General features: G+C 71.6%; 11 protein-coding genes. 2 read left to right on the forward strand and 9 right to left on the reverse strand.

Annotated elements, in window-relative coordinates:
• Positions 1-477 precede the first annotated feature (477 nt).
• A complete protein-coding gene (locus JQN83_RS11805) occupies positions 478-2,079 on the forward strand; it encodes a phytoene desaturase family protein (protein ID WP_208567169.1) in 1,602 nt (533 codons plus the stop codon).
• Between the two features lie 77 nt (positions 2,080-2,156).
• Here JQN83_RS11805 and JQN83_RS11810 read toward each other — a convergent pair whose 3' ends face one another.
• On the reverse strand, positions 2,157-2,828 hold the full coding sequence (locus tag JQN83_RS11810) for a TMEM175 family protein (protein WP_208567170.1): 672 nt from the start codon (positions 2,826-2,828) through the stop codon (positions 2,157-2,159).
• A gap of 208 nt (positions 2,829-3,036) precedes the next feature.
• A complete protein-coding gene (locus JQN83_RS11815; protein ID WP_208567171.1) occupies positions 3,037-4,617 on the reverse strand; it encodes a Rieske 2Fe-2S domain-containing protein in 1,581 nt (526 codons plus the stop codon).
• A 341-nt stretch (positions 4,618-4,958) separates the two neighbouring features.
• On the opposite strand from JQN83_RS11815, the gene JQN83_RS11820 reads away from it, so the two are divergent.
• The gene (locus JQN83_RS11820; protein WP_208567172.1) at positions 4,959-5,180 is read left to right on the forward strand and encodes a DUF2631 domain-containing protein; all 222 of its coding nucleotides are present in this window, start codon (positions 4,959-4,961) and stop codon (positions 5,178-5,180) included.
• 67 nt (positions 5,181-5,247) lie between these two features.
• Here the strand turns inward: JQN83_RS11820 and JQN83_RS11825 are convergent, their stop codons facing one another.
• From JQN83_RS11825 to rpsB, 7 genes are all read right to left on the reverse strand, one after another.
• A complete protein-coding gene (locus JQN83_RS11825) occupies positions 5,248-6,486 on the reverse strand; it encodes a DivIVA domain-containing protein (protein WP_208567173.1) in 1,239 nt (412 codons plus the stop codon).
• A gap of 22 nt (positions 6,487-6,508) precedes the next feature.
• Positions 6,509-7,660 (reverse strand): dual-specificity RNA methyltransferase RlmN, encoded by a 1,152-nt coding sequence (gene rlmN, locus JQN83_RS11830; protein WP_208567174.1) that lies wholly within the window; start codon positions 7,658-7,660, stop codon positions 6,509-6,511.
• Positions 7,661-7,764: 104 nt separating this feature from the next.
• A complete protein-coding gene (locus JQN83_RS11835; protein ID WP_208567175.1) occupies positions 7,765-9,078 on the reverse strand; it encodes a phosphatidate cytidylyltransferase in 1,314 nt (437 codons plus the stop codon).
• A 261-nt stretch (positions 9,079-9,339) separates the two neighbouring features.
• Positions 9,340-9,897 carry a ribosome recycling factor gene (gene frr, locus JQN83_RS11840; RefSeq protein ID WP_208567176.1) on the reverse strand — a complete coding sequence of 186 codons (558 nt, stop codon included), beginning with the start codon at positions 9,895-9,897 and terminating at the stop codon, positions 9,340-9,342.
• An 84-nt stretch (positions 9,898-9,981) separates the two neighbouring features.
• On the reverse strand, positions 9,982-10,749 hold the full coding sequence (pyrH, locus tag JQN83_RS11845; RefSeq protein ID WP_219468356.1) for a UMP kinase: 768 nt from the start codon (positions 10,747-10,749) through the stop codon (positions 9,982-9,984).
• Positions 10,750-10,919: 170 nt separating this feature from the next.
• Positions 10,920-11,747 carry a translation elongation factor Ts gene (tsf, locus tag JQN83_RS11850; protein WP_208567177.1) on the reverse strand — a complete coding sequence of 276 codons (828 nt, stop codon included), beginning with the start codon at positions 11,745-11,747 and terminating at the stop codon, positions 10,920-10,922.
• Between the two features lie 86 nt (positions 11,748-11,833).
• Entirely contained in the window at positions 11,834-12,736 is a 903-nt protein-coding gene (gene rpsB / locus JQN83_RS11855) for a 30S ribosomal protein S2 (RefSeq protein WP_208567178.1), read from the reverse strand.
• Positions 12,737-13,069: the final 333 nt, after the last annotated feature.

Genomic DNA, 13,069 nt, shown 5'->3' on the forward strand with positions numbered 1-13,069 from the left:
CTATCCGGTCATCCGCAAAAACGCCGTCCACAAGGGCAAATGACAGCCCTCCACCACACCACCACGAACACACCCACACCACACCGCCAGACCACCCTGCCCACAGAACGGTCAAAACACGAGGGTATGCCTGTGAGGCATATTTATGCCTCACAGGCATACCGCTTCTTGCCGCACCGACATACCGCGTTCCGCGCCTGATGGTGCCGACACCCGGACGGGCCACGGGCCGGCCGGACGAGCCGGCCCGCCAGCGTCGAGCCGACCGAGCCCGACCAGCCAGTCGAGCCGGACCAACCGGGCCAGCCGGACGGCCACGGGCCAGCCAGTCGAGCCGGACCGCCAGCGTCGAGCCGACCGAGCCCGACCAGCCAGTCGAGCCGGACCGACCGGGCAGGCCGGATCACCCGCGTCGACCCGGATCACCCGCGTCGAGCCGGCAGACGGACGCCGCCCGCCGCACTAGGCTGCCCAGGCATGAGCGATGCGAGTGAGCTGCCGTCCCGCGCCGACGTCGTGATCATCGGATCGGGGCACAACGGGCTGGTCTCCGCCGTCCTGCTGGCCCGCGCCGGGCTGGACGTGCTGGTGCTGGAGGCGGCGGAGGTCATCGGCGGGGCCACCCGCACCGAGAACCCGTTCCCGAAGGTGCCCGCGCTGCGCCACTCCACCGGGTCGTACCTGCTGGGGCTGATGCCGCCGGAGCTGCTCGCCACCCTCGACGTGCGCATCCCGGTGCTGCGCCGCGACCCGCACTACTTCCTGCCCACCCCGGGCGGGCCCGGAGCGCCTTACCTGCTGTTCGGCAGCGACACCGCCGCGACCCGGCGGCAGCTCACCGAGTTCTTCTCCCCCGCCGACGTGGCCGCCGACGACGCGCTCCAGGCCGAGCTGGCGCAGTTGCGCGCCGACCTGGCCCCGGCGTGGCTGGCCGAGCCGCTGCCGGTGGAGCAGACCGCCGAACGCTACGTCCGCCCCGAGCTGCGGCAGGTCTTCGTCGACCTGGTCCGCAGCTCCGTCGCCGACTACCTGGCCCGCTTCGACTTCCGCTCCGAGCTGCTGGTCAGCATGTACGCGGTCACCGACGGGCTGTCCGGCCTCAACGCCGGCCCCGACGACCCCGGCACCGGCCACAACTTCCTGGTGCACAACATGTGCCGGCTGCCCGGCGCGGACGGCACCTGGATGATCGCCGAGGGCGGCATGGGCACCGTCTCGCGTACCTTCGCCGAGGCCGCCCGCGCCGCCGGGGCGACCATCCTGACCGGTGCCCGGGTCGACGCCGTCACCCTGTCCGGGGGCGCGGCGTCGGGCGTCCGGCTCGCCGACGGGCGGGAGGTCACCGCCGAGGTGGTGCTCGGCGCGTGTGACCCGTACCGGCTGATGGAGCTGGTGCCCGACGGCGCGCTGCCGGCGGAGCTGGGCGCGCGGATGGCGGCGGTCCGCCGGCCCGGCACCACCCTGAAGCTCAACCTGGCGCTGACCGGGCTGCCCCGGTTCTCCTGCCTGCCGGCCGACGCGCCCAGCCCGTTCGGGTCCACCATCCACCTGCTGCCCGGGTCGGCGTCGCTGGTCGGTGCCGACAGCGAGTCACCGATGGCGGCGCTGCGGGCGATGTGGGCCGACGTGCAAGCCGGGCGGCTGCCCGACGAGCCGACCATCGAGTGGTACCTGCACACCACCGTCGACCCGTCGCTGTCCGACCCGGCCGGGCACCACTCGTCGGCGCTGTTCGTCCAGTCGGTGCCCTACACGCTGGCCGGCACCGACTGGGACACCGCGTTGCCCGGCTACGTCACCCGACTGGTGGAGATCTGCGAACGGTACGCCCCGGGCACCGGTGACCTGATCGCCGACGCGGTGCCGCTGCCCCCGCCCGGCATCGAGGCGCACTTCGGCATCACCGGCGGGCACATCCACCACGTCGACAACACCGTCTCGTTCACCGACCGGATGCCGTACGCCACCGGCATCGACGGGGTGTACGCGGGCAGCGCCGGCTGCCACCCGGCGGGCAGCGTGATCGGCGCGGCCGGCCACAACGCCGCCCGACGCATCCTCGCCGACCTGGGCCGCTGACGCCCACCGGCCCGTCCCGCCGGGCGGGCCGGGTGACACCGTCGCCGTCCGGGCGGGCGGTGACGGGCCTGCCCGGCTCAGGCGGGGGCCGGGCGGGAGGACGGCAGGTCGCCGGGGCCCCGGATCAGGTAGAGCCCGGTGAGCAGGAAGTACGCCGCGAGGCTGAGCACCGGGTCGACGAAGGAGATGCCGAACGCCACCACGTAGAGCACCGGGCCGAGCAGGAAGCGGCGGGCCACGGCACGGGCCAGCCGGGGGTCCAACCCCGGGTCGAGCAACCGTCGACGGCGGGCCCACCACCAGCTCAGGTTGAAGAACAGCGCCTCACCGAGCACCGTGCCGACATAGAGGGCGGCGGTCAACCGCTGGTCGGCGACGGTGCCCCGCAGGTTGTCGGCGAGCAGACTGGCCGCGAACGGAATGGCCGCCACGAACAGCAGCAACAGCAGATTGAGGACGAGCAGCAGCTGGTCGACCTTGACGACGTACCGCCACATGTTGTGGTGGGTCAACCAGACCTGACCGACGATCACGAACGTGATCACGTACGCCAGGTAGGCGGGCCACTCGTGGAACAACGCCCCGGGCAGATCCTGCCCCTCGGGCCGCTGCGGGCTGAGTTGGAGCAGCTCCACCGCCATCAGGGTGAGCACGATGGCGATCACCGCGTCGCTGAACGCCTCCACCCGGGAGGCGTCCCGCTCCTTCTCCCGCCGGTGCCCGAACTCGTACTCCTCCTCGTCCACCACCCCGCCCCACCCGCCCTGTCGGTCCTGACGTCACCGTGCCCGGAGTGCACCGGTTGCCGGCCTCTGCGGCGTGGCACCACGTCATGGTCGCCGGAAACGGGGGGTGGCGGGGTGGGAACGGGTCAGCCGCGTCGACGGCCTGGCCGGTTCGCCCCCCGCCTGCCGCCCCACAGGACGGCCGGTGGTCAGGGCGGACCCGGTGAGCCGGTCAGTTGACCGGTCCGCCGGCCGGGGCGGGCGTCTCCGCGTCCACCTGGGCGGCGCGGATCTTGTGGCCGACGCTGGTCAGGCAGCGGCCCGACGGCAGGTCGAACTTCCAGCCGTGCAGCTGGCAGGTGAGCTGGTCGCCGTCGACGATGCCGAACCTGGTCAGGTCCGCCTTGAGGTGGGGGCAGCGGCGCTGCACCACCCAGTCACCCAGGGTGACGTCCTCGGCGTCGACGGCCCGCTCGTGCTCGTCGTACCAGCCCTCGGCGTACTGGAGGCGCTCGGTGGACAGGCACTTGAAGAAGGCGTAGACGAACTCGTTGTACTGGCCGATCCGGGCCGCCGAGAACCGGCAGGACAGGAAGAGCGAGTTGACCCAGTCGACCTCGTCGATATGGAGCAGGTGCTCGATCAGCGCCCGCTCGGTGCGGAACCGGTACCGGACCTTCTCGTCCGCGTACGGCCGGACCTCCTTGCCGGGGAAGTCCACCACGATCGACTCGACGCTCTCCCCGTCGTAGCCGACCAGGTCGAAGCGGACCGGGCCACCGACGCCCTTGGCCAGGTAGATCGACTCGTCGAGCAGCGGCTCGATCCGGCGCTTCATCCCGGCCAGCACGTCGATCTCGGGGTGCCGCCAGGACGCCTTCTCGGCCTCGATGACCGGGCGCTTGCGCTCCCGCATCTCCTCCAGGTGCGCGGTCTTGTTCGCGAAGAACTCCTCGACCGGCTGCGGGTGGGTGGTGGTCGCGCCGGAGGTGGTCACCTCGGCGACGCTGCCCGGCAGCAGCACGATGCCGTTGGTGCCGCCGACCTTCGCGTACTCCGACAGGAACACCGACTGGTCCGGGAAGATGTTGCCCTCGTCGCCGTGGATGTCGTTGAACTGCCACAACGCGTCGTCGAGGAAGCACGGCGGGCCGGCGATCGGGAAGACGTGGTCGGCCTTCAGGTCGTCGATGTAGCGCCAGGTCCGGTCGAACTGCCGCTCCCGCTTCTGCTTGCCGAACGCGGTCTTCGCCGACTGCGGCAGCTCGTAGACCATCGGGTACCAGATCGCGCCGGAGAACTGGAGCAGGTGCGCGTGCACGTGGCCCAGCTCGGCGAAGACGGTCAGGTCGGTGGGGCGGGCGTCGTTCTGGTTGAGCAGCCGGACCCCGTCGTACTCCACCCAGAGCGACGAGTCGCCGATCGGGCCGTCGGTCGGGCTGGTCAGCGCCTGGATCATGATCTTCAGGCCGCCGGGCAGCTCCACCACCTGCTCGTTGGGGGCCCGCAGGAACTTCGTGAAGCCCAGCGCCCGCAGCTCGTCGGCCATCTCCGAGGTGGGGAACTCGGGCAGCAGGACGGTGGCGTCCTTCGAGACGAACTCCCGCAGGTGCTTGGCGTCGAAGTGGTCCCGGTGCAGGTGCGACACGTACAGGTAGTCGACCTGACCCAGGGCCTCCCAGTCGAGCAGGGAGTTGTCGGGGAACGGGAACCAGGAGGCGAAGTAGGCCGGATTGACCCACGGGTCGCACAGGATGCTGCCCGCAGCCGTGTCGATCCGCATGCTGGCATGTCCCGTACCGGTCACTCGCACCGCAGTCCCCCTCAAACAGACAATCAAGGTGTACGCCCGAACGCTACCGGAGGCAGTGTGGTCGACGGCCCGCGACGCCGGTAGAGCCGACCCGCCCCACCGGGCCGGGGTCTTTCGGCCCGGTCCCCGGCCGGCCCTGCCCACTCCTGCCCGGCCCGGCCACCCCGGCACGCCGATCCTGCCGACCCGGCCCCCGGCGACCCGGGCGCTGCTGCTCAACAGCCGGCCGCGCGCCACGAGTTTCCCGGTCCGCCGGGCTTCGGCAGGGCGGACCCCGCACCGGGGCCGGGGCAGGGCGTGCCAGACTAGCCGGAGATCCGATCGCGAGGGAAGGACCGACAGTGGCAGGAAGCGAGCCGGTAACCGCGCCAGATCAGCACAGGCCCGGGCACCGCAAGGCCGGACGGATCGGCGCGGTGCTCTCCGCGTTGGCGCTGCTGGCGATGCTGTGCGGCAACCACGAGGGCAAGGTCGAGGAAATCTGGCTGGTCGGCCTGGCCGTGCTGTTGCTGGCGATCGTCATCGGCGACGCCGTGCTGCGCCGCAGCGGGCTGCGCTCCTGACGCACCGCCCCACAGACGTACGAGGGCCCACCCCGGTCGGGGGTGGGCCCTCGTCACATCTGCTGGATCAACGGCCGAAGAGGATGTCCTGGACGTCCTTGAGCGCGGCGTCGACCTCCGCCTCGAAGTAACCACCGGGCACCAGCCCGAACCGCAGCGTGTCCAGGTCCTTGGGGTTCACCGGCATCTGGTTACGGCCCTGCATCCCACCGAGCAGGCTCTCGAAGAACCGGTCCACCTGGTCGGGGTCGTACCCGCTGCCGAAGCGGCGCACCTGGAAGCTGCGCCGGATCTGGTCGACCCGGTACAGCTCGCTGCCGGGCGGGCCGGCCATCGGCGGACCCACCATCGGCGGGCCACCGGCCGGCGGACCCATCGGCGCGGGCCCGCCCATCGACGGGCCACCCATCGGCGGTGGGCCTCCCGGACCACGACCACGCATCTCCCGCGGGTCGCGCTCGGGCATCCGGTCCCGCTCGGGCATCCGGTCGCGTTCCGGCATCCGGTCGCGCTCGGGCATCCGGATCTCGGCGGTCATGTCGGTACGACCGTGCCGGCCCGCCTCGAAACCGTCGAAGCGCTGCTCGTCCGGGGGGCCGTAGCCACTACCCGGGCCGGCCGGCAGACCCCGCGGCGGTGGGCCACCGTGCCCCATCGGCCCGCTCGGACCGGGGCCCATCGGCCCGCCGGGCCCGGGGCCCAACTGGCCGCGCGGCGCGTCGTACCCACCACGAGGCGGGTCGTACCCACCGCGCGGCGCGTCGTGTCCGACGGCGAAGGCACCGCTCGGCTCGTCGTACCCACCGCGCGGCGCGTCACGTCCGACGGCGAAGGTGCCACTCGGCTCGTCGTACCCACCGCGCGGCGCGTCACGTCCGACGGCGAAGGCGCCGCTCGGCTCGTCGTAGCGGCTGCCGTAACGGTCCGGCGGACCCGGCTGGGCCGGCATCGCGCGGGGCGGCATCGGCTGCGGCACCGACGACATACCCCGGTGGTCGTCGCGCATCGGCGGGGCGAGCCGGTCCGCGCCACGCGGGTCGGCGACCCGGCCACCGGGGGCGGCGCGCTCCTCCAGCTCGGCCAACTGCCGCTCCACCCGGTCCAGGTGCAGGTCGACCTGCCACTCGTCATAGCCGTTGAAGCGGACCCGGAAGACGACGTCGTGGACCTCCTGGGAGGCCACGGGGGCACCGACCGGCTGACCGGCGAGGGTGGCCTCCACCCGGTCCAGGAAGGCGTCGACCTCGTCGACCTTGTAGCCCCGGCGGAGCGCCTTACGCCGGAAACGCTGACCCTGACTCGCCACTATGTCTCCTGGTCTCGTACCGCTACGCCCGGTCGCGCCCGCGCGGCGCTTCGATGTCACTGTCCACCGCGGCAGCCAACTGCCCGCACGCACCGTCGATCTCACGCCCCCGGGTGTCACGCACCGTGGTGGAGACGCCGGACTCCCGCAACCGTCGGACGAACTCCCGCTCCACCGGCTTGGCGCTGGCGTCCCACCGGCTACCCGGTGTCGGATTGAGCGGGATGAGGTTGACGTGCGCCGACCTACCGGCCAGCAACCGCCCGAGCAGGTCGGCCCGCCACGGCTGATCGTTCACGTCTTTGATCATCGCGTACTCGATCGACACCCGGCGCCCCGTCGTCGCCGCGTAGTCCCACGCTGCGTCCAGCACCTCGGCTACCTTCCAGCGCTGGTTGACCGGCACGAGTTCGTCGCGCAGCTCATCATCGGGCGCATGCAGCGACAACGCAAGGGTCACCGCGAGGTCTTCGCTGGCCAGTCGGCGGATGGCCGGCACCAGACCGACCGTGGAGACGGTGATGTGCCGCTGCGACAGACCCAACCCCTCCGGGGCCGGCGCGACCAGCCGCCGGATCGCCGTGACGACCCGGGAGTAGTTGGCCAGCGGCTCACCCATGCCCATGAACACGACGTGCGACAACCGGGGCGGCGACCCGGCCACCGCGCCCGAGGCGGCGACCCCGGCGAGATAGACCGCCTGGTCGACGATCTCGGCGGCGGACAGGTTGCGGGTCAACCCGGCCTGGCCGGTGGCGCAGAACGGGCAGGCCATGCCGCAACCCGCCTGGCTGGAGATACAGACGGTGACCCGGTCCGGGTAACCCATCAGCACGCTCTCCACCAGCGACCCGTCGTGCAACCGCCACAGCGCCTTACGGGTGGCCCCGTCGTCGCAGGCCAGCTCGCGGACCGGGGTGAGCAGCCGGGGCAGCAGCGCCCCGGCCAGCCGGTCCCGGGTGGCCGCCGGCAGGTCGGTCATCTCGGCCGGGTCGCGCACCAGTCGCCCGAAGTAGTGGTGGGAGACCTGCTGGGCACGGAAGGCTGGTTCACCCAGCTCGGTGACGAGCGCCCGCCGGCCCGGCAGGTCCAGGTCGGCGAGGTGTCGGGGTGGCATCGCCGGGCGGCGGCCGGGGGCGTCCGGGTCAACGGGGATCACAGGCAGGCTCGTCATGGCTGGTCCAGTCTGTCACGCCGGTCGCCGGACCCACCCGTCCGGAGGTGCCGAATCGGCCCCCACCAGGGGGACCACCCGGGTGGCGCGGCGTGATTCATCCCTCAGCCCACCACCGGCACGAGGATCGCCAGCAGCAGGTAGGCGGTGGGTACGGCGAACAGGATCGAGTCCAACCGGTCCATCAGGCCACCGTGCCCCGGCAGCAGGGTGCTCATGTCCTTCACGCCGAGGTCCCGTTTGATCATCGACTCGGCGAGGTCGCCCAGCACCGCCGCGCCGGAGACCGCCATCCCGAACACCGCACCCCACCAGGGCGCCACGTCGAAGAGCAGCCAGATCAGCAGGGCACTGCCGAGCGCTGCGGCGGCGACCGAGCCGGCGAACCCCTCCCAGGATTTCTTCGGGCTGATCCTGGGTGCCATCGGGTGCCTACCGAAGGACACCCCGGCGGCGTACCCGCCGGTGTCGGAGAGCACCACGCCGACCACGGTGACCAGCACCCGCAGGTGGCCGTCGCCCGGAGCCGCCGCGAGCATCGCCGCGAAACCACCCAGGAACGGCACGTAGACCGCGATCAGGGTGGCCGCGGTGATGTCCCGTTGGAAGCCGGCCGGGCCGTCACCCAGCCGCCAGACCATCGCGCCCAGCACGGTGACCAGCAGCCCCAGGCTCAGCGCGTCCGGCCCGGCGAACCAGGCCAACCCGATGGTGAGCACGCCACCGGCGAGCAGCGGCACCAGCGGCGGGTGGGCGCCGCTGCGCCGGACCGCGCGGGTCATCTCCCAGATGCCCACCCCGATCGCGCCGGCCAGCACGGCCAGAAAGCCGGGCAGGAAGAAGAAGAGCGGCACCAGGACCAACGCGCCGAGCCCCAGCCCGACACCGATGGCGGCCGGCAGGTTACGGCCGGCCCGCCCGGTCGCCGGCAGTGGGGTGGCCGGCCGGTCGGCACTGGCCCGCCGCCGGCCCCGGAACCGTCGACCGGCCGGTGGCTCCGGATCCGCCTCGGCATCGGGCGACGGCAAGCGCGACCCGGTGCCGCCGTCGTCACCGACCGGGACGAACTGGGGGGTCGGCAGGTCGCCGTCGCGCACCGGCGTCAGGTGCGCGGTCGGGGCGTCGTCGTCGCGCACCGCGGCGAACTGCGCGGTCGAGGCGTCGTCGGCGAGCGGCCCGCCCGGGTGATCGGCACCGAAGAGGTCACCGACCGGTTCGTCGTACGGCCCGCCGTTCGGCTCGTCGTGGCCACGCACCGGTGGCCGGAGCGGGGCCTGCGGCCCGGCCGACAATCCGGGGCCGGACTGCCGGGGCGACCACGGTTCGACCTCCCGTTCCGGCCAGGGCAGGGCCGGGGGACGGTCGGACCGCTCCCAGCCACGGGGCTCGGTGCCGCTGTAGGGGTCGAGGGGGGACATCACGCACCGGACGAGGGTGCGAGTGCCACCACATGACGCAAGACCACAACCATCCCCTACCCGCGTGACTACTTCCGGTTGACCGGCCCGACGACCGATCGATCCCCGCCGTTCACCGCCCGGTGGCCAGGAATCCTGCCGAGCCTACTGCACCGGCCAGCCGGGCACGGTGGACGTCGGCACGGCGGTCCGGCCGACGGACGACGACGGCACCGGCGCTGCCTCCGCAGAGCGGTGACGCGCCGGTGCCGTGGGCCGGGCTCAGACTTCGAGCAACTCCGACTCCTTGTGCTTGACCAGCTCGTCGACCATGGCGACGTAACGCTGAGTCATGTCGTCGAGTTCCTTCTCGGCGCGGCGGCCGTCGTCCTCGCCGACCTCACCGTCCTTGACCAGGCGGTCCAGCTCTTCCTTGCCCTTGCGGCGGACGTTGCGGACCGCCACCTTGGCCTCCTCGCCCTTGTGCCGAGCCACCTTGATCATCTCGCGGCGACGTTCCTCGGTCATCTGCGGGAGCAGGATGCGCAGCTGGTTGCCCTCGTTGTTCGGGTTCAACCCCAGGTCGGAGTCGCGGATCGCCTTCTCCATGGCGTTGATCTGCGAGTTGTCGTACGGCTTGATGATGGCCATGCGCGGCTCCGGCACCCCGATGGACGCCATCTGGGGCAGCGGGGTCGGCGTACCGTAGTAGTCGATGATGACCTTGGAGAACATGGCGGCGTTGGCGCGACCGGTACGGATGGCGCCGAACTCCTCCTTGGCGTGCTCGACCGCACGCTCCATCTTCTCCTCGGCCTCGAGGAGGGTGTCGTCGATCACCGGTCTCCTCGCCTCCTTCTGTTGCTCGTCGTGGGCTGAAGCTGCTGCTCTGGTGCGGAGGACCGCTCTGGTCGCCGGGACCGGTCAGGCGGTGATCAGCGTACCGATCGTGTCGCCGCCGACGGCCCGGATGATCGTGTCCTCGCCCTGGGCGCCGAAGACCAGCATCGGCAGCCCGTTCTCCATGCAGAGGCTGAACGCCGCCGCGTCGGCCACCCGCAGGTTGCGTTGCAACACCTCGGAAAAGGTGATCGAGTCGAACTTGCTGGCGGCCGGGTCGATCCGCGGGTCGGCGCTGTAGACGCCGTCCACGCCGTTCTTGCTCATCAGCACCACGTCGGCGCGGATCTCCAGCGCCCGCTGGGCGGCCACCGTGTCGGTGGAGAAGTACGGCATCCCGGCACCCGCACCGAAGATCACCACGCGTCCCTTCTCCAGGTGCCGGATCGCCCGCAGCGGAATGTACGGCTCGGCGACCTGGGCCATCGTGATCGCGCTCTGCACCCGCGTCTCGATGCCCTCCTTCTCCAGGAAGTCCTGCAACGCCAGGCAGTTCATCACCGTGCCCAGCATGCCCATGTAGTCGGCGCGGGCCCGGTCCATGCCGCGCTTCTGCAACTCCGCCCCACGGAAGAAGTTGCCGCCGCCGACCACCACGGAGACCTGCACACCACGGCGGACCACGGTGGCGATCTGCCGGGCGATGGCCTGCACGACGTCCGGGTCGACACCGATCGCCCCACCGCCGAAGACCTCACCCGAGAGCTTCAGCACCACCCGGCGGGCTCGGCCGGCCGGCGGCGCCGTCGGGTCGTCCGCCTCCAGGCTCCGGTCGTTCACAACCTGTGTCATCCGCCCCGCCCCTCCCGCGTGCGCGTCGACCGCGCCGCGTCACCGCGTACCTGCCCGTTGCCGACCCTATGCGACGAGGAGGCCGCGGTGCCTGTCGCGTACACCTGCGGCCTCCTCGTCGGCGTTGCGTGCCCGTCCGGGTGCGGCACGCGCGCCCGGACGGTGGCGGCTCAGGCCTGGCCGACCTCGAACCGGACGAAGCGGGTCACCTCGATGCCGGCCTCGGCCAGCACCTGCTTGACGGTCTTCTTGTTGTCGGAGACCGACGCCTGCTCGATCAGGACGTAGTCCTTGAAGAAGGCGTTCACCCGACCCTCGACGATCTTCGGCAGGGCCGCTTCGGGCTTGTTCTCCTCGCGGGCGGTCTGCTCGGCGATGCGCCGCTCGGACTCGACGACCTCGGCCGGCACCTCGTCACGGGTGACGTACTTCGGCCGCATCGCGGCGATCTGCATGGCGGTGCCCCGGGCGTCGGCGTCGCCGGCCTCGTCGGTCTTGCCGCTGTACTCCACCAGCACACCGACGGCCGGCGGCAGGTCCTGGCTCTTGCGGTGCAGATAGACCGCGACGGTGCCGTCGAGCTTGGCGAAGCGGTTGAGCACCAGCTTTTCGCCGATCTTGGCGGACTGCTCCTGGATCAGGTCGGCGACGGTCTTGCCGTCCAGCTCGGTGGCGAGCAGCTCCTCGGCGGTGCCGACGCCGCTGCGCTCACCGTGCTCGACCAACTGCTGGGCCAGCGCGACGAACGCGTCGGTCTTGGCCACGAAGTCGGTCTCGCAGTTGAGCTCCAGCAGCGCCTTGCCGGAGTGCGCGACGAGGCCGTTGGCGGCGGTCCGGCCGGCCCGCTTGCCGACGTCCTTGGCGCCCTTGACGCGCAGGATCTCGACGGCCTTGTCGAAGTCGCCCTCAGCCTCGGTGAGCGCCTTCTTGCAGTCCATCATGCCGGCGCCGGTGAGGTCGCGGAGCTTCTTGACGTCCGCGGCGGTGAAGTTGGACATGACTCTCTCTTCGGGTGTTGAGTCTGCGGTGGGTGGTCTGGGATGCCGGCTACCCGGAACAGGCCGGATGCGCCCGGCGGTACGGGTCACTCGGCGTTGGCGGCCGCCGGCTGCTCGGCCGGCTTCTGCTCGGCGGCGGGCTGCTCGGCGGCGGCAGGCTCGGCGGCCGGCTGCTCGTCGGCGGCGGGCTGCTCGTCGGCCTTCTTCGGCTCCAGCAGCTCACGCTCCCACTCGGTCAGCGGCTCGTCGCTGCCGACCTGACCCGCCTCCGGCTTCTCGTCGCCACCACGACGACGGCCGGACCGGGCGATCAGACCGTCGGCGACGGCGGCGGCCACCACCCGGGTCAGCAGCTCGGCGGAGCGGATCGCGTCGTCGTTGCCCGGGATCGGGAAGTCGACCTCGTCCGGGTCGCAGTTGGTGTCCAGCACCGCGATCACCGGGATGCCCAGCTTGCGGGCCTCGTCGACGGCGATGTGCTCCTTCTTGGTGTCGACGATCCAGACCGCGGCCGGGAGCTTCTGCATGTCCCGCAGGCCACCAAGGGTCTTGGTGAGCTTGGTCTTCTCGCGGAACAGCTGCAGGGTCTCCTTCTTGGTGTAGCCGGCGGCGGTGCCGGTCAGGTCACCGAGCGCCTCCAGCTCCTTCATCCGCTGGAGCCGCTTGTACACCGTCTGGAAGTTGGTCAGCATGCCACCGAGCCAGCGGTGGTTGACGTACGGCTGGCCGACCCGGGTGGCCTGCTCGGAGATGGCCTCCTGAGCCTGCTTCTTGGTGCCGACGAACAGGATGCTGCCGCCCTCGGCCACCGTGTTGCGCACGAAGTCGTACGCCTTCTCGATGTAGTCGAGGGTCTGGCGCAGGTCGATGATGTAGATGCCGTTGCGCTCGGTCATGATGAAGCGCTTCATCTTCGGGTTCCAGCGCCGGGTCTGGTGCCCGAAGTGGACACCGCTCTCCAGCAGCTGACGCATGGTCACGACGGCCATGGTGGGGTACTCCTCAAGATCCCTGGTTGTCACGCCCGGCCGGTGGCCGGGCGTCCTGGTGCCTGGTCGCCGGCCCATGGTGGGCCCGAAGGAGATCGGGACCAGGGAGGCCGTCGCCCCACGACGAGACGTGGAGAGGGCACGCGAGGTCGACCGCCGAGGCGGTCGCCAAGAGGCCAGTGTACGCCCCCGCCCTGCCACCCGACCCCCGCCCCACCATCCAGCCGCGCATCCGGTTCCCGCTCCCGGCTCCCGGCTCCCGGCTCCCGGCTCTCGGGTCCCAGCTCCCGGTCTCGGGTCTCGGGGCTCAGCTCCCGGGTCCCGGGTTGGATC

The organism is Micromonospora antibiotica (assembly GCF_017599305.1).
Taxonomy (GTDB): Bacteria; Actinomycetota; Actinomycetes; order Mycobacteriales; family Micromonosporaceae; genus Micromonospora; species Micromonospora antibiotica.

Coding starts and splice junctions, on each gene's coding strand:
- JQN83_RS11835 (WP_208567175.1), bottom strand. CDS start 9,078: ATGTCCCCCCTCGACCCCTACAGCGGCACCGAGCCCCGTGGCTGGGAG.
- tsf (WP_208567177.1), bottom strand. CDS start 11,747: ATGTCCAACTTCACCGCCGCGGACGTCAAGAAGCTCCGCGACCTCACC.
- rpsB (WP_208567178.1), bottom strand. CDS start 12,736: ATGGCCGTCGTGACCATGCGTCAGCTGCTGGAGAGCGGTGTCCACTTC.
- rlmN (WP_208567174.1), bottom strand. CDS start 7,660: ATGACGAGCCTGCCTGTGATCCCCGTTGACCCGGACGCCCCCGGCCGC.
- pyrH (WP_219468356.1), bottom strand. CDS start 10,749: ATGACACAGGTTGTGAACGACCGGAGCCTGGAGGCGGACGACCCGACG.
- JQN83_RS11805 (WP_208567169.1), top strand. CDS start 478: ATGAGCGATGCGAGTGAGCTGCCGTCCCGCGCCGACGTCGTGATCATC.